This is a genomic window from Paenibacillus sp. Y951 (assembly GCF_056786395.1).
On record NZ_JBXCIY010000002.1, the window covers coordinates 1 to 21412 of the forward strand.

General features: G+C 38.2%; 18 protein-coding genes and 2 other annotated features. Of the genes, 2 read left to right on the plus strand and 16 right to left on the minus strand.

The window, feature by feature from the left end; all coding sequences use genetic code 11:
* Positions 1-457 precede the first annotated feature (457 nt).
* Positions 458-1333, minus strand: a complete 876-nt coding sequence (locus tag AC1TPB_RS02730) for a nucleotidyltransferase-like protein (protein WP_482075081.1) — start codon at positions 1331-1333, stop codon at positions 458-460.
* Positions 1334-1522: 189 nt separating this feature from the next.
* Between AC1TPB_RS02730 and AC1TPB_RS02735 the strand changes: the two genes are divergently transcribed.
* On the plus strand, positions 1523-1900 hold the full coding sequence (locus tag AC1TPB_RS02735; protein ID WP_482075432.1) for a YgzB family protein: 378 nt from the start codon (positions 1523-1525) through the stop codon (positions 1898-1900).
* Between the two features lie 166 nt (positions 1901-2066).
* On the opposite strand, the gene AC1TPB_RS02740 is transcribed toward AC1TPB_RS02735, so the two are convergent.
* The 9 genes from AC1TPB_RS02740 to AC1TPB_RS02780 form a co-directional block, all read right to left on the minus strand.
* Positions 2067-3791 carry a glycosyl hydrolase family 18 protein gene (locus AC1TPB_RS02740; RefSeq protein WP_482075082.1) on the minus strand — a complete coding sequence of 575 codons (1725 nt, stop codon included), beginning with the start codon at positions 3789-3791 and terminating at the stop codon, positions 2067-2069.
* A 73-nt stretch (positions 3792-3864) separates the two neighbouring features.
* Positions 3865-4302, minus strand: a complete 438-nt coding sequence (locus tag AC1TPB_RS02745) for a Fur family transcriptional regulator (RefSeq protein WP_482075083.1) — start codon at positions 4300-4302, stop codon at positions 3865-3867.
* A gap of 93 nt (positions 4303-4395) precedes the next feature.
* Entirely contained in the window at positions 4396-5979 is a 1584-nt protein-coding gene (locus AC1TPB_RS02750; RefSeq protein ID WP_482075084.1) for a DUF4097 family beta strand repeat-containing protein, read from the minus strand.
* On the minus strand, positions 5961-6701 hold the full coding sequence (locus AC1TPB_RS02755; RefSeq protein ID WP_482075085.1) for an MgtC/SapB family protein: 741 nt from the start codon (positions 6699-6701) through the stop codon (positions 5961-5963). Before AC1TPB_RS02755 ends, AC1TPB_RS02750 begins: the two co-directional genes overlap by 19 nt.
* A gap of 115 nt (positions 6702-6816) precedes the next feature.
* Positions 6817-8259, minus strand: coding sequence for an Asp-tRNA(Asn)/Glu-tRNA(Gln) amidotransferase subunit GatB (gatB, locus tag AC1TPB_RS02760; protein WP_482075086.1), 1443 nt, complete (start codon positions 8257-8259; stop codon positions 6817-6819).
* A gap of 31 nt (positions 8260-8290) precedes the next feature.
* Entirely contained in the window at positions 8291-9748 is a 1458-nt protein-coding gene (gatA, locus tag AC1TPB_RS02765; protein ID WP_482062517.1) for an Asp-tRNA(Asn)/Glu-tRNA(Gln) amidotransferase subunit GatA, read from the minus strand.
* 29 nt (positions 9749-9777) lie between these two features.
* Positions 9778-10065: an Asp-tRNA(Asn)/Glu-tRNA(Gln) amidotransferase subunit GatC gene (gene gatC / locus AC1TPB_RS02770; protein ID WP_482075087.1), complete on the minus strand. Its 288-nt coding sequence runs from the start codon at positions 10063-10065 to the stop codon at positions 9778-9780.
* Between the two features lie 115 nt (positions 10066-10180).
* Entirely contained in the window at positions 10181-10561 is a 381-nt protein-coding gene (locus tag AC1TPB_RS02775; protein WP_482075088.1) for an ATPase, read from the minus strand.
* 124 nt (positions 10562-10685) lie between these two features.
* Positions 10686-11495: a GTP pyrophosphokinase gene (locus tag AC1TPB_RS02780; RefSeq protein ID WP_482075089.1), complete on the minus strand. Its 810-nt coding sequence runs from the start codon at positions 11493-11495 to the stop codon at positions 10686-10688.
* Between the two features lie 238 nt (positions 11496-11733).
* Here AC1TPB_RS02780 and uraA point away from each other — a divergent pair, with 238 nt between their 5' ends.
* A complete protein-coding gene (gene uraA / locus AC1TPB_RS02785; RefSeq protein ID WP_482075090.1) occupies positions 11734-13023 on the plus strand; it encodes a uracil permease in 1290 nt (429 codons plus the stop codon).
* A gap of 180 nt (positions 13024-13203) precedes the next feature.
* Here uraA and AC1TPB_RS02790 read toward each other — a convergent pair whose 3' ends face one another.
* The 6 genes from AC1TPB_RS02790 to thrS all read right to left on the minus strand — a co-directional run bounded on the left by AC1TPB_RS02790 (position 13204) and on the right by thrS (position 20299).
* Complete coding sequence (locus AC1TPB_RS02790) at positions 13204-14373, minus strand: MalY/PatB family protein (RefSeq protein WP_482075091.1); 1170 nt, start codon at positions 14371-14373, stop codon at positions 13204-13206.
* Positions 14374-14449: 76 nt separating this feature from the next.
* The gene (locus tag AC1TPB_RS02795; RefSeq protein ID WP_482075092.1) at positions 14450-15043 is read right to left on the minus strand and encodes a DNA-3-methyladenine glycosylase; all 594 of its coding nucleotides are present in this window, start codon (positions 15041-15043) and stop codon (positions 14450-14452) included.
* A 128-nt stretch (positions 15044-15171) separates the two neighbouring features.
* The gene (locus AC1TPB_RS02800) at positions 15172-15711 is read right to left on the minus strand and encodes a hypothetical protein (RefSeq protein WP_482075093.1); all 540 of its coding nucleotides are present in this window, start codon (positions 15709-15711) and stop codon (positions 15172-15174) included.
* Positions 15712-15717: 6 nt separating this feature from the next.
* Positions 15718-17418, minus strand: coding sequence for a sensor histidine kinase (locus tag AC1TPB_RS02805; protein WP_482075094.1), 1701 nt, complete (start codon positions 17416-17418; stop codon positions 15718-15720).
* 29 nt (positions 17419-17447) lie between these two features.
* Positions 17448-18128 (minus strand): response regulator transcription factor, encoded by a 681-nt coding sequence (locus AC1TPB_RS02810; RefSeq protein WP_482075095.1) that lies wholly within the window; start codon positions 18126-18128, stop codon positions 17448-17450.
* Positions 18129-18367: 239 nt separating this feature from the next.
* Positions 18368-20299 (minus strand): threonine--tRNA ligase, encoded by a 1932-nt coding sequence (thrS, locus tag AC1TPB_RS02815; protein WP_482075096.1) that lies wholly within the window; start codon positions 20297-20299, stop codon positions 18368-18370.
* Positions 20300-20353: 54 nt separating this feature from the next.
* Positions 20354-20583, minus strand: a binding site (T-box leader).
* Between the two features lie 33 nt (positions 20584-20616).
* Positions 20617-20849: a binding site (T-box leader), on the minus strand.
* Between the last annotated feature and the right edge of the window lie 563 nt (positions 20850-21412).

Consider the following 21412-nt stretch of genomic DNA (forward strand, 5'->3'; position numbering starts at 1 on the left):
AGTGAAGTCTTTTCGATGCACAACGTGCTCGGAAAGATCTTCGTGTTTCGCTTGTTATTAACAATTTCACAAAGGTGAAATTGTTAATGGCAGTTCTTACTCGTTGTTCAGTTTTCAAAGATCAAGGTTATAAATTATAATAATGTATCTTCTCAGTTTCACTGATAAAATCCATTTTTTCTTTATTTCTTATCGACCAATCTCTCGCGGCGACAAGGAATAATATATCATAACTGTCTATCTCATTGCAAGTGTTTTTTTCGAAAAAGTAATTTTTGTTTTTCTTTACTTTCACACCGCTCGAAGCGACAAGTAGTAATTTATCATATAATCACTATAAGAGTCAATACTTTTCCTAATAAAATTATTAATTATATTAATTAACGCTATTTATTCACTATATTTTGATTATTTCACCATATAAAGGGCATTAATCAGTAATCAACACCCTTTTACATTAATAATTCAATACATATTGAAGTTCAACTACATTGTTTTGTGCATCCTTATTAAGGATAGCTACCTCTTTCAAATGATGACCTTGAACAAGTTTTTGAATAACTAGCGTAATATCCTCTACAATATATTGCAATTGCGGATGCTGCTGTAACTCACTTATACTCCATGACTCTTTTTTCTCACTCATAATATCAAGGAGATACTTACAACATATCTTCATCTTACTCATTACAGAAAACTCGCAAGCAAGCATGACCAACTCAACACGTTGCTCGATCGTTTCGGGACTTGCTATTAATTCTTCATACAACTTATATACACCTGGATGCACTTTACGAAGTTGTTTCCATACGGTGAGTTCAGGATGGATGCCTTCTTCTATAAGTACAAGATTGGCCCAATGATGTATCGAACCTAATATCTGGCTATAAGCATCCAACACATTACCAACTGATAAATTGCGTTTTGCCTGAAAAAGCGTTGCCAGATATCCGCTAAACTCACAAAGCTTTCGCTGATCACGCAGCTTATTGGGAAACTCAATGATTTGTTGCTTCATCTTCGCTAAATATTGTTGACTGTCCGCAATGATTTCTCCTGACATTAACCAATCCATTAAGTTATAACGATGTTGTGTAGTATTAGAATCTTGTAGTTCACGTGAATGTACCGTTCTAACAAAAATTCTCTCGTGATTAATTTCTAAGTGCTCGACCTTTGCGATATTATCCTCTTTTGTTGATACGACTAGTAAATAGAATACATATTCATTGGTGTGGAAAGGAAATTTCTCCACATTATGCATAAGCACTAGCCCTTGCACATCTTTTCTTAATGAGTAAAGTTCAAGTAATTGTTTTTTTATAATTTCCACCACTGCCTCCGTATAGCTAATCATATAAAGATACGATATAATATGAACTTGCAGACACTACATTTGTTCGACAATTACATGTTGATTCCTGCTTTTTTTCGAAATATTTTGTCTTAAGAGAGATTGATGAATTGAAAGTTGCTATTTATTGAAGCTACTATACGAGGAAGGAATGACAGAATGAAAAGTATCTTTTTCAAATCAGCAAAAATTAATGAGTTTCGACTTTGGGGGATGATTTTCACACTTGTAGGTATGGGTATTATGATTCTTGGCACGGGAGGAATTTTGCTATTTGGTAATGTAGGTAAAATTATCGCTGCATTTTTCTTAGTTATCGGTCTAATCGCTTTGCTAGTAAGTGTTGCAATCTACTTCTGGGCTGGCATGATGTCTACAAGTGCAACGATGCTGCAATGTCCTGAATGTCACAAACAAACAAAAATGTTAGGCAAAACGGATCGCTGTATGTTTTGCAAAACAATTCTCACACTTGATCCTGACGCTGCAACTACAAATGCTACAAACCTTTCTACAGAAACTACGAGTGAACAAGCTCGTTCATAGTTACTGGATCAACTCTTACCATAATAAATAATCTACATAAGAGAACAAAGGCTAGTCAATGATGATTCCATCACTGACTAGCCTTTGTTTTTATAAATCGTTAGCTTCGCTGCCAAATCCACCGCGAAGCTAACCATCGTGATCACAAGTAGATGTTTTGAACTATCTACTTAAATAATGACTTCTGTATGACCGGCCAAATTACGGGCTTCTGGAACGACCTTGCCCATGTCGCGACACCTGCTAAATCATATTGATGCACAAGATCAACTCTACTCGCAATGGAAAGCTCGTCCTCTAACCAAATTCGCTGAGTGACTCCTTCTTCCACATACTCAATATAATGTTGTCCACTGGCTTCATCCAATTGCGGTTCTAATGACTGCTCAGCAATAATCTCATCCGAACGCTTCATCCCAATCGCTTTGGAACTCACTTTCAAGGAACCATCTTCCTGAATGGTCTCAGACCATATCCGTGTGTATAATGGCATTGCTAATATTAATTTCTCAGGAGGCACTCCATCTTCTTCAATAATTCGTGAAATAGAATTTTCAACCCAAGGAAGAGACGCTACCGAACCAGCCTTTGGACTCGCCGCCCAATGTTCGTCATATGCCATAACAATCATGTAATCAACGATTTTACCGAGTGCTTCACGGTCTAGAAATACTGACCACATTTCACTCGTAGATTTAGGTGTTACGTCGATAGAAACGACTAACCCTTGTTCATGCATAATTGGCGTTAACTCTTTAATAAATTGCACAAGATTTTCTTTATCTTTTGTATATACATTTTCAAAGTCAATATTAATACCTTCAAGCTGATATAGCTGAGCAAATGCAATTAACTGCTGAATCATAAAAAATCTCTTTTCAGCACTAGCGAGCACTTCACTCGTCTGATCCGGCTCAAATCCATTACTGAATAACGCCCAAACTTGATATCCCCGTGCGTGAGCCCACTCTATATACTCATGGGTAGCTTTACCTTGAATCTTTCCAGTATCATCCACAAGTTCAAACCATGTTGGACTTACAACGTTAACACCTTCCATTGCTGGCATTTCCGTCAAGTTAGGTTGTCTACTATATATAGCTTCCCACGTTAAATTAATCTTTTGACCAGCCAAATCATGATCTATCCCTTTATATTCATCCACATCACTTGCATAAACGATCGGTGAACCTTCTATAGTATGTGATGCTTTTACAAAGCCTTCAACGCCATCTAATGTTTGAACGCGAAGCCAGCCTTCTTGTCGCTCCCACACCATAAGTTGTTGCCCTGATTCTATCACTTTATAATATGGGCTTTTAATCGTTGCAGATTCGCGTAAGTGACTCCCCTTCTCATTAGTAATAGTCACCGTATCTACAGCGTCATTTCCCTTATAAACCATCACAATTCCCGTTGAAGCAGAGTATTCGATATGAAAACCATATAATTGCTCAATAATTTCTGATGGTATATAGACCGTATCATCAACTACATCTGCCGTTAAAGTTAACTCATATGATTTCTCATTCAAAAGCGCATTCAGTGATTCCGTTTCAAATCGCAACACTTTATCAACCGTTGTTAATACCAGTGTATTACTTTCTTGCTCATAATATATTGGTGAATCTATTAAAATCGTTTCTAGTAATGGTAATGGTAGCTTTACATGCTCATCTACAATAACAGCACCAGAAGCTTGCAACTTACCTTCATAATAGATAGGATGCTCAAATGGATAGGTTGTACTATTTTGCTCAAACGAAGGGACAAGCTTTACATAACCGATCCAACATGTTGCAACCAATGCAATAACGAAAAATAGCCAGATGATACTATTAAAGCGAAAACCCTTTCGCTTATTCACGTGAAATGTTTGTCTAGGTTCCAATTTTTATCGCTCCTAATTAAAAACGTGCAGAAGAGCGATGAAATGAATCGCTCTTCTGCACGTCAAATAAATTCTAATACTTAAGTTGAGTACTGCTACATTTTTGACAGAGACCGTATATCTCCATACGATGCCCTTGAACAATAAAACCTGTACTTACCGAAGCTACACGTTCAACTTCAAGTAATGGAGGATGGATAAAATCTACGATTGACCCGCAACATTTGCAAATTGCATGATAGTGATCTGATAAATCCGCATCGAAACGACTAGAGTCATCGCCATAAGTTAGTTCGCGTATTAAGCTCGCTTCTACGAATAAACGTAAGTTGTTATAAATAGTTGCAACACTCATGCTAGGATAAGTAGGTGATAAAGCCTTGTATATATCATCAGCAGTAGGATGCGATTGCGTATCCATCAGAAAACTTAATATCGCGTGTCGCTGCGGGGTCATTCGAACGCCATTAGTTTTCAATTGTTCTAAAGCTAATTGCACGTTAGTAATCATTCCCCTCACGCCTTCCCTAATAAAATAATTATTACCATAATAAAATCATTACTACTATAATACGTTTATAATTTAAGTTTTGTCAATGTTCGCTTATTGAGCAACCTCTATAAGGATATAATTTGAGGCATACATAGATATCGTATATATAGCAGCTCCAACACTAGCTTCATATCGTTTACTATTCTTTTCAACAATTCGATCGCCTGATATTTTTCCAAAAGATACTTTAGCTCCCATTAAATAATGTGCTTTTCTTGGTAGCTTCACTACAATATTTCCTACGGTTGCGGTCAAACTCCAATTACCTGCCACCTTATTAGTTATAACATGTAACAAGCCATTCAGTGCAGTTGCTTGTACGTCATCAAGTGGATTAATAAGTGTAACCATCCCTTTCTTGCTTTGTACTGCTACACTACCATCTATGTTTTTCATAAAAACATTTCCTTGCTTAGTACTTACTTCCACATCTCCGGTTATTCCATATACATTAATTGCAGCACTATTACTTTCAATACTAAGTTTATCCAATATCGTTATCCCTTCGATATGCAGGGCACCATGCTCTAGCTTAATCCTCATACCTTCAGTAAGCTCATAATGATTAGGGATAACCATTTTCACATCCATACGCGGATAACGATTCAAGTTGTATAAAGGTAGTTGTGATTGCATTAATATTCCACTATCGAATTTAACATCAATATAACTTTGCTGCTTTACTTCTAATGCTTGTTCTTCATCTTCCGTGTTCACATATAGGACAGGGTATAACGTCAATTCATCTACATCATCCCGTACAATTTCAACGTAACCATTCAAATTTCTAAATTGAATTTTCCCTGATGCATCCATAGGTAATTTAATTGGTGCTAATTCATAGCGAAAACCAACTGATCCATCTAACTGTTCCTTATTGGGAGCAGGAGCATGAAAGCTTTGTAATATTTTTGTGGGATAATCGCTATACTGCATGACAAAGTAAGATGTGCTTCCAAGTATAATAAGGACGAACACGCCCCAATAATCAGGTCTAAACATCGCTGCTCGATTAAACCAATAGTAATATATCGCTAAAACAATAAGTTCAAGTAGAAATACAAGTGGCGTAATGTAGCCCCACTGCACCCACTGTATCGGTGCAATCTGTTGTAACCATAATAAAATGGCTAGCAATGTCAATAAAGCTCCTACCGTAATTCTACCTATTAAAATATATGTTTTTATTTTCCTTTTCAAATGCGTAACTACATACATAACAATACTCATAATTACGAACATCGGATAGTGGTAAATAATTTGTAATTTGAACGCATACGTATTACTGAATGGTAATAACAAAACAATGGTTAGCACTAACAATATTAACGAGAAAGCTATTTTGATCCATGAGTTTCTATAATAATATCGCTCATCCATTGCTTGTAAACTATTGAAAATCGCATAAAAATAATGATAAGGCAAACTAAGTATTAGAAAAGCAATCGTTAATGGTTGTTCAATAACGAGCACATGTAACAATGTATATGCAAGCGCCAGATGAAATAGAAAGCTACTCACAATAAATATCGCTTTATCGTAGATACCACGATAACAATGACCTAAGCCCGGCAATAACACCGCCAGGCCTGCTGTAATCCAATTTTTCCTATGATCTACTCGTAACCGATCCAACGAACACCCTCCACTTGCTTCAATTCCTGCACGAGTGACAAAATACTATCTTTACGTTTGCGAGAGACGTTAATATGAAGGGTAACTTTAATATGTCGTGATTCACTCAATCTTTCTCCTGTATGTGTATCGAATGTATCCATATCTTCAATCGACATTTTATTAAGTGAAACATGATGCTCATCTAGTTTTTGCTGTGTATACAATAATAAGATCGCTTGATCTGTGCATGTCATATTAACTACATAATGTTGTTTGTTACGCATAAAGCGCGATTCTAATTTGTTAAATAACCATAGAGTCAAAACAACTAAAATCATAACTGCAATAGAGGCAAAATAAAAACCTGCTCCTACCGCTAATCCGATCGCAGCTACCACCCATAAGGATGCTGCAGTCGTAAGTCCAGATATTTTTTTACCGGTAAATAAAATAGTTCCGGCTCCAAGAAAACCTACTCCTGTAATTACTGCAGCAGCAAGTCTCGCTGGGTCTACACGTACATTAACTTCATTAACGAAATCAGAAAATCCATAGATAGATAATAACATTAACAAGCATGCCCCTACGCAAACTAATATATTAGTTCGAAATCCAGCAGCATGATTAGCTTGCTCACGCTCAAAACCAATAATTCCGCCAAGTACTAATGCTATAATGAGACGAATCAAAATTTCTACCTCGTCAATATACCAAGGGTTTCCAACAGCTGCTAACAGCATATATGCACTTCCTTTATGCAATAATTATTATGAATACAAAGAGATACTGCGTGGTTTCATAGTTTGAAACCACGCAGTAATGCACTACTATTGTATGCCAATATAATCATTTAATTTACTGAGATTTCAAGCGCTCAATAAGTAGCTTGTTAACTAATGCAGGGTTTGCTTTCCCTTTAGTTTCTTTCATCAATTGACCAACTAAGAAGCCAATCGCTTTTTCTTTACCAGCACGATAATCTTCAATCGATTGCGGATTACGCTCAAGCACAGCATCAACGATGGCAAGCAATGCACCTTCATCACTAATTTGCACAAGACCTTGTTCCTCAACAATTTGTCCTGGAAGCTTACCCGTCTCCATCATTGTTTTGAATACCGTCTTAGCGATTTTACCGTTAATTGTACCTTTTTCAAGCAGACCTAGCATTTCACCTAGACCTTGACCAGTAAGCGCAATATCCGATAGTTCTTTGTTATTACTGTTCAGATACGCTAGCAGATCGCCCATAATCCAGTTTACTGCACCTTTAGCATCCTTCGTATAGGAAAGACTTTCTTCGAATAGATCGGCTATTTTTTTCGATGATGTAATCACTTCAGCATCGTAATCAGAAAGTTCGAATTGCGAAGTATAACGAGCTTTACGAGCATCTGGAAGTTCAGGGATCGTAGCACGAATCGCATCTTTCCATTCTTGACTAATGTTAAGCTTCACAAGATCTGGGTCCGGGAAGTAACGATAATCATGTGCTTCTTCTTTACCACGCATCGAGAAGGACTTACCAACGGCATCGTCAAAACGACGAGTTTCTTGAATAACGATGCCTCCTTCATCAAGAATTTCTGCTTGACGAATTTGCTCATATTCTAATCCACGCTGCACGCCGCGGAATGAGTTCATGTTCTTCAATTCTGCACGAGTACCAAACTCAGCTTGACCATAAGGGCGTAAGCTAATATTCGCATCGCAGCGTAAACTTCCCTCTTCCATCTTCACATCAGATACATCACAGTATTGCATGATCGTGCGAATTTTTTCAAGAAAAGCTTTTGCTTCTTCAGGTGAACGGATATCTGGCTCAGATACAATCTCAATTAGTGGTGTTCCTACACGGTTAAAGTCAACCAATGAAGCATAACCACCATCAATATGAGTTAATTTACCCGCATCTTCCTCAAGATGCACACGCGTAATACCAATACGTTTCGTTTCACCATTCACTTCTATATCAATATATCCATGTTCACCAATTGGCTGATCAAACTGTGAAATCTGATACGCCTTAGGTGAGTCGGGATAGAAATAGTTTTTACGATCGAATTTACTAATATCAGCTACTTGGCAGTTCAATGCCATGGATGCTTTCATCGCATATTCTACAGCTTGATGGTTCAACACAGGAAGAACCCCCGGATGACCTAAGCAAACTGGACATGTATGAGAGTTCGCAGGTGCGCCGAAAGCAGTTGAACAGCCACAGAAAATCTTACTATTCGTATGCAGCTCAACGTGCACTTCCAAACCTACGACCGTCTCGTATTTATTGGTAGTCATAATAATCTTCCTTTCGTAATCACGCACAAATTTATAACTGTGGGCGCTGCTTATGGAATTCAGTATTAGCCTCAAATGCATGAGCTGCACGTAATACTGTAGATTCATCAAATGCTTTACCGATAATTTGTAAACCGATTGGCAGACCATCAGCTTGACCACATGGTACACTAATTGCCGGAATACCCGCTAGCGAAACTGGAATTGTACAAATATCATTAAGATACATCGTTAGTGGATCGCCAACTTGCTCACCAATCCGGAAAGCCGGAGTAGGTGCTGTAGGTCCAATAACAAGATCATATTTCTCGAATACTTGATCAAAGTCTTGCTTAATCAATGTACGTACTTTTTGAGCTTTCAAATAATACGCATCATAGTAGCCAGAACTTAATGCATACGTACCTAACATAATACGACGCTTAACTTCCTGACCGAAGCCTTGACTACGAGATTTACGATATAGATCGATAAGGTTCTCTGGATTTTCTGCACGAACGCCATAACGAACGCCATCGAAACGAGCCAGGTTAGAAGATGCTTCAGATGAAGCAAGTAAGTAGTACGTAGCAATCGCATACTCTGTATGTGGCAGCGATACTTCTTCCCATGTAGCGCCAAGCGATTCATATGTTTTCAAAGCGTTCATAACTGCTTCTTTCACACGTGGATCGATACCTTCTCCTAGATATTCCTTAGGAACAGCAATACGCAAGCCTTTCACATCACCAGTAAGTGCATCCGCATAATTGGGAATCGTTACATTAGCAGATGTAGATTCCTTCGGATCATAACCGGCAATAGCTTGCAGCACATGAGCTGCGTCTTCAACATTTTTCGTAAGTGGTCCGATTTGATCAAGAGATGACGCAAAGGCAACTAGACCAAAGCGTGAAACTAGACCGTAAGTAGGCTTCAAACCAACGATACCGCAATATGCAGCTGGTTGGCGAATCGATCCACCTGTATCAGATCCAAGCGAGAAGTAAACTTGTCCTGCCGCAACAGCCGCTGCCGAGCCACCACTTGAACCACCAGGAACGTGGTTTGTATTCCATGGATTACGTGTTGCGAAATAGCTAGAGTTCTCGTTAGAACCACCCATTGCAAATTCGTCCATATTTAATTTACCAATCGTAACGGTACCGGCATCACGTAACTTACTCGTTACAGTAGCGTCATAAATAGGATTGTAATTACTTAAAAATTGGCTGGCACATGTCGTTAACAAACCTTCAGTAACGATATTATCTTTAATTCCGGCAGGCAAACCGAACAAAGCTCCTTCTGCTTGTCCATTTGCTAGCTTCTCATCTAATTGAGAGGCTTGTGTGCGTGCAGCGTCCTCATTCAATGTAATAAATGCTTTAATGCTCTCATCTGTTTCAGCGATGCGATGGTATGATGCATCGACTAGTTCTGTAACAGAAAGCTCTTTGTTTTTCAGCTTTGCTCCAACTTCTTGGATACTTAATTCAAAAGGTGACAACAGTAGTTCCTCCCTTCACTCTCTCTAAATTATTCAAGTACCGCAGGTACTTTTATTTGATCGTCTTCTTCGTCAGGCGCATTAAGAAGTACCTTCTCAATCGGTAACGATTCCTTCAGTACATCTTCACGCATAACATTCACAAGCTCAAACACATGACTTGTAGGCTCTACATGATCAGTGTCCAGCTCATTAAGCTTCTCAGCATACTTCAAAATAGCATTAAGCTGATCTGTAAACTGAGTTTTTTCAGTATCAGATAGCTCCAAGCGTGCAAGGTTAGCTACATGGTCAACATCTTTTAACGTTATACTCATCAACAATACTCTCCTTAAACTTTCATTCATATTATTATATCCTGCCTAGCGCAATTATAGCAATGACAACAGAAAAAAGAGACATAGCGAGCTTTCACACGCTACCTCTCTTTCATTAGATCCATGCTTTTAGATTAATTTGACGAATAAAATCTTCACCTGTTGCGATCTGCGGCTCAGACTCTTCTTCAACTTCCTCTTCTGCTACACCATTCATAATATTATAAAATAATTGCTCGTTCTGAGTAGCAAGTGCATAATCAATTAATGCTTCCTTCTCAATTTGCTCGGCTTCCTGCTTAAGAATTTCTTCTTCTAGCTCAATATCCTCATCAGGCACAGCAAAATTGCGATTCAGGCTAGGGACACGAACAACATAATCAAACACGTTATCGGCATTACGATCATATGCAATGATGTACCCATACTCACCTATAGGAAGCTTCTGTTCAAATTGATCCTCTATAAAAACTACTTTAGATCCAAGTGGTAACATCGACTTCAACCCCTATGATTAGCACATGAAATGCTATGTGATATGCCTATTATCCTACTAAACTTTTGGCAATCTGTCTATGCAAGTTACATAGAAATTCGCTAATTGTCGATAAAAATATACATTAGTCGCCTTTATTCTTAGTGCTTCCTTCCACATTCCCTTCAATCCCTGGTAATTCTATCAATGCTTGATCAAAAATATGAGGGAGCTTCAATTGAGACTGACCCATTTGACTAAGTAAAAGTCTAGCAAATTCATCACTTTCATCGTGATCTTGATTTTCTTTAATAATCGTTATCTCATGATGTAATCTTTCCATCTGCTCATCCAAATTATTAGCAACATCGGCCGCTTGCTTTAATTCCGCCGTAAGTTTAGATGGAACGGCTTGATCATATTTATAGAATATCTTATGTTCCAGACTCGCCCAAAAATCCATAGCGATCGTACGAATTTGAATTTCAACACAAACGATTTCACGACCAGTTGTCATCACGACAGGAACACCCGCGATAAGATGTAAACTACGATAGCCGTTAGGCTTAGGACTAGATATATAATCTTTTACTTCATAGATTTCCACATCAAAATGTTTCTGTAGCATCTCCTGCACACGATATATATCTGAAATGAAAGAACATGTAATTCGAATGCCAGCTACATCCTTAATCTCATGGCGAATGCTATTAATAGAAAACGGGAGACTTTTCCTTTGTATTTTACCAATAATACTTTCAAACGATTTCACACGAGTTTTCGTATGCTCGATCGGATTGTAATCATGCAGAAGTTGATATTCTTCCTTTAATATTTCAATTTTCGTTTCTAATTCAGTTAAGGCGAATTGATACATCATCATGACACGTGTAACATCATCGCGTAATTTTTTGAATTGTTCTACTTGATTAGAGATCAGTTGATAGTTGTTCATCTATATTCTCCTCACTTGTGCCGCCCAGCTTCACTTACCCATTATAAGTCGTTATGTGTAGTCCCTGCGTCCACCTCTCTATTGTATACGATTGAATTATCGTCACGCAAATTAGTTCAGGGTGATGTGTAATAATACAAGCTGCTGCAAATAATAGCTAACATAGCCCTTGTCAGAATTAGTCGAATTCGTATAGAATCTACAAAGCAATTACTATTTTATTAAAGGAGCAATAATCATGCGCAAATCAATTGGTGTTCACGAACGGCCACCAGTAGCAATGTCACTTATGCTTGGTCTTCAGCATCTATTTGCAATGTTCGGTTCAACAGTCTTAGTACCTACGATTCTGGAAGTAGATCCTGCGATCTGCTTGCTGATGAATGGTATCGGTACACTATTGTACATATTGATCACAAAAGGGAAAATTCCAGCTTACTTAGGTTCAAGCTTTGCATTTCTTGCACCAGTAACTGCGATTATTACGAAACAAGCTGGTGGCGGTTATGCTGACGCACTTGGCGGCTTTATCGTAGTAGGTATTATTTTCACAGTCGTCGCATTCATCATTCAAAAAGTCGGTACCAAATGGATTGATGTTGTTTTCCCACCCGCAGCGATGGGCGCAATTATTGCAGTTATCGGCTTGGAGCTCATTCCAGTAGCGGCTGGTCTGGCTGGTTGGATTAGTAAAGATCACGATCCAGATTGGGTAATGGATCCACAAGTTGTTATCCTATCTATCGCTACATTAGCAGTAACAGTAATCGGTTCCGTTCTATTCCGAGGTTTCATGCGAATTATCCCTATTCTTTTTGGTATCATATTCGGTTATGTACTAGCTATCTTTATGGGTTTAGTAAAATTCAATGGAATAAGCAATATTGCATTTTTCAAGTTCCCAACGATGACTACTCCTGAATTCAATTGGATTGCCATTGCGACAATTGCACCAGCTGCGCTCGTTGTCATCGTGGAACATATTGGTCACTTAGTCGTTACAAGTAATATCGTTGATAAAGATCTTTCCAAGGACCCTGGTCTACACCGCTCTTTACTTGGTAACGGAATCTCCACGATTATTTCTGGTTTTGTAGGGTCTACACCCAATACAACTTATGGTGAAAACATCGGTGTCCTTGCGATTACTCGTGTATTCTCTACATTCGTTATTGGACTAGCAGCAGTCATTGCAATTGCGCTATCCTTCTTAGGTAAATTCTCATGGTTAATCTCAAATATCCCAGAAGCTGTTATGGGTGGTGTATCACTACTATTATTCGGTGTTATCGCGGCATCAGGTCTAAGACTACTTATCGAATCAAAAGTAGATTACAGTAAACCTACCAATCTTTACTTAACGACAATCGTACTTGTAGTTGGTCTAAGTGGTGTAACTCTTTCTATTGGAGACTTCGCCATGTCGGGTATGTCACTTGCTACGGTAGTAGCAATTATTTTAAGCTTATTGTTCAAACTGTTTGATGTATTGAAAGTGTCCAATGATTATGAAGAGTCTGAACATTAATAACTAGAAAACAAAAAGGGCTGATCCTAAAGTATATTACAACTACTTTAAAGGATCAGCCTTTTTTTGTGCGCGATAAGTGGATATCAAAATAGTAGCTAATTTATCTAATTAGCGCATCGTATGTCCGTTCGTTTTTCGTCAAGCTCTTGTTTTGGCTTTGAACGTTAATGATCTGCCTTAGTTATTAATCGCCTCTACAAATTGCTTCAATGCTTGTTCGAGAACCGAACGTGGACAAGCAAGATTTATACGTAACCAACCTGCACCTTCAGCACCATACGTAGAGCCTTCATTAAAGGCTACCTTCGCCTTCTTATACATAAGCTCCTTCAATTCAGCTGGGTCCTCGCTAATCGCACGGCAATCTAGCCATAGCAGATATGTACCTTGTGACTCCAGTGATTTAACTGCTGGTACATGCTGTGCAAGATATTCTACTGCGTAATCTAGATTAGCTTTCACATAGACGATCAACTCATCAAGCCATTGTTCACCTTCATTATAAGCTGCTTGAACAGCATCCTGCGCAAAGTGATTGGCCATATGAATACTTAATATTTTTACACGCTTATCGAACACTTCACGTAGCTCGCTATTCGAGATAACTGCGAATGAAGTATGTAGTCCTGGAATATTGAATGTTTTTGTTGCAGCAAGTGCCGTAATCGTAATATTCGCTGCTTCTTCAGATAGAGAAGCAAACGGAGTATGTGGATGTCCTTCGAAAGTTAGATCACAATGAATTTCATCGGATACGACAATAACACCATATTGAACAGCCAACTTAGCGACTTTTTCTAATTCTGAACGTTCCCATACACGACCACCAGGGTTATGCGGGTTGCAAAGCAGCATTAATTTGGCGCCATCTTTGAACAGCTGTTCTAAATTTTCAAAATCCATCTCATAGCGTCCGTTTTCAATACGTAATGGATTGCGAGCAACGGTGCGATTATTCCCTTCAATGACATCATAGAACGGATAATAGACTGGAGATTGAAGAACTACGGCATCGCCAGGCTTCGTATACAGATCTACAGATAAACTAAGTGTCGTTACAACACTTGGAACATCTATAATCCAATCTTGTTGTATACTCCAATCATGTCTACGTTCAAACCAATTTGTGATGGCTTCGTAATATTCACTGTTTTTAATTGAGTAACCATATATCCCTATATCCGTACGTTGCTGAAGTACTTTTTGTACTGCTGGAGGGCTATAGAAGTCCATATCTGCGACCCATAGCGGCAGAATAGAAGCGTCACCGAACAAAGGACCTACTTGATCCCATTTATAAGAACGAGTATTGCGTCGGTCAATGATTTCATCAAAATTATACATCAAATTAGTCACACCTCTTATCATGTTTAATTACACTAACTTTATCACTTTTACAATAAGAAGCCAACTTTTTATCTGGCTACCGCTTGGAAACATATCGATTCCCCTCTACATAATATCGCCATAGATAATCCTTTGCTTCTCCGCTATTATCAATTCCGATTCGGGGGCTAGAAGAGATTTGTTCATACGTAATCCCTTGTGCAATATATAGTGGAGCTTGCGTGAACTGACTACCGTAATCGTCCATCGTAATGCCTAGCGCTTGACATAGCTTACCTGGACCATTCGTTAGATCCTGCTCCTTCTTATCTTCGCCGCGTCGTTGCTGCATGATCGGAATGCCAACTACAGGCTCTACCGCTCGAATTAGTACAGATTCAGGTATTCCCACATCACCACTCACAACATTTATTAAGCAATGACGATGCATCGTATGTGTATATACATGCCCCGCTTCCGAAAACAAAATTTCCGTCCGTACCGTTATACGATTTTTATAGCCATGCGCCGCTTGATCCTTTGGACCAAGATAGCCCTCCGTTTCAACAATATAGCCTGCTGTTATACCCGCAGCTGTTTCCTTTACGAGAATATGACCGAGTAAAGCCTGTGCTAGCTCTAGCGTGCTTTGATTATAGAAGGATTGCGGCAATATATCTAGTTTCACCATGTACGCCCCTTTACAGAAATAGAAGAAGGATAATATGAGTCAGCTGTAAGCTAATCAACATTATCCTTCTCATTATCTATTCATTCTTATACCTATTGTTAATAAGGTAGGTAAATCTTTAACTTTTCTTAATACAGTGTAATCACTTTCTCCCATGTTAATGATTGACCAGCCTCATTCGTGAAGGTGATGGAAACTGTTCCCTCTTCGCCTTTCAGCGAATCATCATAGAAGAACCCCATAAATTGACCATTTCCACTAATGTAGAAACCATCTTCACCATTGCCACCATGCTCGATTGCTTCTTGCAGTGTATTAACTACTTCGGATGATGATGAACTCCATTTCATTGAAGTTAGCATATAACCCTCTGGTCGCTTTTGTACGGAAAAGTCAAAACTATTGCCTTCAATCGGTTTCTCTGCCTGATCAATAATGATTAATATCTGATCATTGTTAGCTTCTGCGACTGGTTCGGTTGGCTTGGTTGGTTCTGTTGTTGACGGAGAAGTTTCATCTACATTTGTATCTTCATTGCCTGGGATTTCTGATGTTATAGGTGCATTAACGTTATTATTACTCTGATTCACATTATTACCTGCTTGCTCACCACACCCACTTAATAACGCAACAATAACCCCTGTCATTACCATATATCTAATCTTCATTATAAATCACTCGCTTTCTGTTAATGAGAAGTAGAATTCTACTCCTTGCTTAGTATTCCTTACCCCATATTCGCTATGATGTAACTGTAAAATATGACTTACAATGGCTAGACCTAGTCCAGTACCACCTGACTTGCGATCTCTAGCTTGCTCTAGACGATAAAATTTCTCCCAAATATTGATTAATTGTTCTTCTGGGATATGTTCGCCTTCATTATGAATACTTATAACAACATGATTATCATCTTGATGCTGTACTTTAATATTTAACTCGCTACCAACAGGTGCATGGCGAACAGCATTACTTATTAGATTAATTAGTACTTGCGTAATCCGTTTAAAATCAGCTTCTACCAAATATTGATTATGCCGCGAAGGACTGAATGCTAGATATAAGTTCTTTGCTTCTATAATCTTAGAGAACGATTGGCATACTTGTTGGATAAGCTCAACGATATAAAATTTACTAAGTTCCAATTGAATGACTTTTACTTCGTACTTAGATAATTCCAACATATCGAGAATTAATTCATTCATTCGATCGCTCTCATTAACAATATGTGTTAGATACTTGTCACTCTTCTCCTTGGCTACACCATCTTGCAATCCTTCTGCATAACCTTTGACAATGGCAAGAGGTGTTTTCAATTCATGTGATATATTAGCTACTAACTCTTTTCTGAGCTGTTCAGAGCGTTGCTTTTCCTTCATTTCCGCTTGCAATTGCTCATTCCGTTCTGATAATTGAGTTAACGTAGCTTCAAGATTTGTAGAAAGCTCGACTAAGCGAGTAGCTAACTGTCCGAATTCATCTTTGCTACTTAGTGGTGACTTCTCAGAGAATTGAAGCTTAGCTAGTTGCCCTGCAAACCTATTTAACGTTACAAGTGGCTTTGTAATATACCTTGAATAGAAAATCGCTAATATAAATACAACTATAATGATGATAGGGAATATATAAAGTACATATTTTTTCATCATTTCTACTGCTTCATCAACGGGTTGTAGCGATGTCATAACCAGTACGTATTGCTGCTCATCTGTTACCTTCTGTAACGAAGTCACATATTCAACACCACTCCACGGATCATTCCATACGGTCGTTACTTGTTCTTGTTGCGCCCAATGAATATTCGCCCACTCTTCCGATAACATCCAATCTTGAATCATCTGCTTCACTAAAAGATCTTGATACATTGGATTATACGATCGTTGCTCTGGTATTTGCATGTCGATTATGGTCCCTTGTTCTCGCACTAAACCCTGTTCAAGAAGACCGCCATCTGATAGCAATTGTACAGGATGCATAATGCTATCTTGTTCATCCATGTAAATCCCATCTACCGTGATCGTATTACCTACATGAAGTCCAATAGGAAGCTGATCGAAAGTCATTCCGGCCATTGGAAGTATTATCGTAATGGCACGTTGCTGCAACTGCATTACAATATAATAAGGATCGTATTCACGCAGTTGAAACTGACTGTCTAATATTGCAATACTAGCATCATACTCATTCATATAGTGACCAAGCAATTGCGATACAGCTTGATGATTGGTAGATACTTTCTCATAACCTTCTGCAAAACTAGATGTTTGCCTCTGCAATTCAGCAAGCTTCATATTGCGATAGAACTTCTCGAAAAACATACTCTCCATAATCATCACGACCGCGAACAACAAAATAATCATAATAGAAGTAATCATATACAATTTGAATACGACCGAATGTCTCCTCATAGCAGCGGATCGAATTTATAGCCTGATCGAATGACGGTTACAATGAATCGTCCTTCCGCTCCTAGTTTGGCTCTTAATTTCTTAATATGAGTATCAACCGCGCGATCATCACCTTCATAATGATAGCCCCAAACTGTGTTCAAAATAAAAAGACGAGATAACACCTTCCCACTATTTTTTGTTAATAGTAGTAATAGTTCGTACTCTTTCGGGGATAGATTAACGACCTCATCGGTTATCTTCACCTCATGAGAATTGCGATGAATGGTAAGTTCACCAAATTTAAGTAGCTCACCTTCACTACCTACTGTCCCCTCTGTACGTTTCAACAACGCGTTCGCTCTAGCAACTAATACACGAGGACTGAATGGTTTCGTTACATATTCATCTGCACCTAACTCATAGCCAAGCACTTGATCATCATCTTCAGCCTTTGCTGTAATCATAATAATTGGTACATCGGAATTTCTACGAATGCTACGGCAAACTCCGATGCCATCGAGCTTTGGCATCATAATATCAAGAATAATAAGATCAATCGTATCTTCTTCGAATTTTTCAAGTGCGATTAGCCCATTCTCAGCTTCAATGACATCCCAATGCTCAGCAATAAAATAATCCGCAACAATCTCTCGCATATGAATATCGTCTTCAACAAGTAATAGTTTTCGTCTCATTGACGCTCACTCCAAGTCTTATCTTCTATCGTGTATATGAGTATTGTATATTTTGTCCAAAACTATACCAACCTTAATTACACAATATTTTCAATCACATTATACCACCTCGTTTGTTGCATCCTATCGTAATTATAAGGAGTTCATGTGTACTTCATGTGTATATTACGATATAAATGAGAACTGCCCTTCAAGGTAGACACCTTAAAGAGCAGTTTTTCATATCAATATTACGAAATCTAATCTATTTGCGGATTCAAAGATTTACTAATTATTTCAGATTGAAGCATGTGAAGGAAAGATTCTATGCTATAGGAAAACGACTTTTTCCCTCCAAACTGTCGAACATTGACTGTCATTTGTTGCATTTCCTCATCACCAACAACAATGATATAAGGTACTTTCTTCAGCTGCGCGTCACGTATCTTATATCCTAACTTCTCTTCACGAGTATCAAGTTCAATTCTAATTCCTGCCTGTCTAAATTGATCATATACCTGCTCTGCATATGGCATATGGATACTATTGGATATAGCGACTATTTTCACTTGTACTGGAGCTAACCATAACGGAAAAACTCCACCGTAATGTTCGATGAGTATACCAAGGAATCGATCGATGGAACCAAATACAGCACGATGAATAACTACTGGTCGCTGTTTTTCATTATGCTCATCCATATAATTCAATTCAAATTTCTCTGGTATTTGGAAATCTAGTTGCACTGTAGCACATTGATGACTGCGAGCAATGGCATCTTTAATATGAATATCTATTTTCGGTCCATAGAATGCCCCATCCCCTGCATTGATAGTATAAGGAAATCCTAAATCATCTAAGACATTCATTAAAGCTGCCTCTGCATAATCCCATACGTCATCGCTGCCCATATATTGCGGTGGCCTAGTAGAAACTTCGATTGAAAATTCAAATCCAAATATATCATACATATGCTTAATCAGTTTCAGTGTTAATCCGATCTCTTGCTCAATCTGATCTTTTCTTACAAATATGTGGGCATCATCTTGGCAAAATGTTCTCACTCTTAACAAGCCGTTCAACGCACCGCTAAATTCATGACGGTGAACCTGACCAAACTCAGCCATTCGAATTGGTAGATCTCGATAGGAACGTAGCTTCTCTTTGAAAATCAACATATGTCCCGGACAATTCATTGGTTTTAGCGCAAATTGTTGATGATCTACTTCAGTAAAGTACATATTATCTTTATAGTGATCCCAATGTCCGGAACGTTCCCATAATCGCTTATTCATCATCAACGGTGTTCTTACTTCCTGATAGTCATACAGATGTTGAAGCTGACGAAGAAATCCTTCTAACTCATTCCGAATGATTTGACCATTTGCCAAATAAAAAGGCATTCCTGGAGCTTCCTCTGAAAACATAAACAATTCTAACTCCTGTCCTAATTTGCGATGATTCCGCTTTTGTGCCTCCTCCATCTGATGAAAATAGTCTTTCATTTTCTGATTAGATTCAAAAGCAACACCGTATATCCGTTGTAGCATTTGATTGTTACTATTTCCACGCCAATATGCTCCTGATACAGAAGTTAACTTGAACGATCTAATATAACCTGTTGACGGTACATGTGGACCTCTGCAAAGATCAATATAATCATCTTGACGATAGATTGAAATTACATCTTCGCTTGGAATATCCTGTAGCAATTCTAGCTTTAATGGATCCTTTGCGAACAGTTTCATTGCAACATCATAAGAAATCTCTTCTCTGTTAATAACATAATTCGAATTGATAATACGTTTCATTTCCTTCTCGATACTCTCTAGTTGATCAACCGAGATAGTTTCACATATATCAATGTCATAATAAAAACCATGTTCGATAACTGGACCTACGCCAAAGTTGGCATTACCATATAGATTTCTCACTGCTTGAGCCAATACATGACCTGCTGAATGACGCATTACTTCTAGCCCTTCAGGTGAGTGGATATCATAAAATTTAATAGTGGACGATTGTTCAATACGCATATTCATGTCTACTAATACGTCGTTCACCTTTGCTACGACGGCATTTTTCTTCAAACTTGAAGATACAGACTGAGCGATTTGCATTGCAGTAATACCTCTCTCATACTGCTGTTCCCGGCCATTTGGGAAAATGATTGAAATTGGGTGGTGTTCCATTAACCTCGACTCCTTAAATTTATTGTGAAACAAAAAAACACACGCATCCCTACTAGCAGGGACGAGCGTGTGTTAGACCCGTGGTTCCACCCATATTCTCAATACACTTTTCCCGTGTATCGACTTATGATCGCCTTATCGCAGCGTCTACGGTATAAGTTACTTTACATTCACTTATACTGCTCCAAGGTGGTAAATACTTCGACTGCATTAGAAGACTCTCACCATCGTCTTCATCTCTGAAAATCGTCCTTAAGTATTCGTATCCTTTTCTTAGCCTTAAAAATATACAAATAAAAAAACACACGCATCCCTAAAAAAGGGACGAGCGTGTGTTAGACTCGTGGTTCCACCCATATTCTCGACACAAATGAATTAACTTGTATCGACTCATGATCGCTTTATCGCAGCGTCTACGGTATAAGTTACTCTACATTCACTTATACTGCTCCAAGGTGGTAAATACTTCGACTGCATTAGAAGACTCTCACCAATGTCTCCCTCTCTGAAAATCGTCCATAAGTATTCATATCCTTTTCTTAGCCTTTTCATATTGTTATGAATTATAATAAATTGCTCTATACTAGTCAAGCGACAAGTTACAGTGACATTTTCACAGACGATTGACAATGAGAAATTACATTTACTAGAATCCCAGTCCCAATCGACCACCCACGTCGATATAAAAAACCGCTAAAACAATAATCATTTTAGCGGTTTTCCATAAATTGAAGTATTATTTCGTTGATCGGATCATTATCTTTCTATCATCCGTATAGTGTGATCAACGTATGTGTACCCATTATTGCTCTCAACGATTTCCTTTTATAAACAACGAATAATAGTATATACAATGGCAAAAGTAATTAGGGCAGCAGCAAGGGAAATTAAGCGAATCCATTTTCTATTGTACATGAATTCAAGTCACCTCTTTCACATCATGCTGAAACATCTTGATGTATTAATATATTAAGCAAACAGCATTTTGTAAACACTTTTCAAGAAATTATTTTAATGCGACTAATCTCCACACAAAAAAGGCATTACCACGAATATCTCCCTAATCGGAATATTCAATGATAATGCCTCGTCCATCGTTCACAGTTGGTGAAG

What these genes read in the sequence shown, in the direction of transcription:
- AC1TPB_RS02745 (WP_482075083.1), bottom strand. Translation starts at nt 4,302, where the DNA reads ATGATTACTAACGTGCAATTAGCTTTAGAACAATTGAAAACTAATGGC.
- AC1TPB_RS02755 (WP_482075085.1), bottom strand. Translation starts at nt 6,701, where the DNA reads ATGCTGTTAGCAGCTGTTGGAAACCCTTGGTATATTGACGAGGTAGAA.
- gatB (WP_482075086.1), bottom strand. Translation starts at nt 8,259, where the DNA reads ATGACTACCAATAAATACGAGACGGTCGTAGGTTTGGAAGTGCACGTT.
- gatC (WP_482075087.1), bottom strand. Translation starts at nt 10,065, where the DNA reads ATGAGTATAACGTTAAAAGATGTTGACCATGTAGCTAACCTTGCACGC.
- AC1TPB_RS02775 (WP_482075088.1), bottom strand. Translation starts at nt 10,561, where the DNA reads ATGTTACCACTTGGATCTAAAGTAGTTTTTATAGAGGATCAATTTGAA.
- AC1TPB_RS02780 (WP_482075089.1), bottom strand. Translation starts at nt 11,495, where the DNA reads ATGAACAACTATCAACTGATCTCTAATCAAGTAGAACAATTCAAAAAA.
- uraA (WP_482075090.1), top strand. Translation starts at nt 11,734, where the DNA reads ATGCGCAAATCAATTGGTGTTCACGAACGGCCACCAGTAGCAATGTCA.
- AC1TPB_RS02795 (WP_482075092.1), bottom strand. Translation starts at nt 15,043, where the DNA reads ATGGTGAAACTAGATATATTGCCGCAATCCTTCTATAATCAAAGCACG.
- AC1TPB_RS02800 (WP_482075093.1), bottom strand. Translation starts at nt 15,711, where the DNA reads ATGAAGATTAGATATATGGTAATGACAGGGGTTATTGTTGCGTTATTA.
- AC1TPB_RS02805 (WP_482075094.1), bottom strand. Translation starts at nt 17,418, where the DNA reads ATGATTACTTCTATTATGATTATTTTGTTGTTCGCGGTCGTGATGATT.
- AC1TPB_RS02810 (WP_482075095.1), bottom strand. Translation starts at nt 18,128, where the DNA reads ATGAGACGAAAACTATTACTTGTTGAAGACGATATTCATATGCGAGAG.
- thrS (WP_482075096.1), bottom strand. Translation starts at nt 20,299, where the DNA reads ATGGAACACCACCCAATTTCAATCATTTTCCCAAATGGCCGGGAACAG.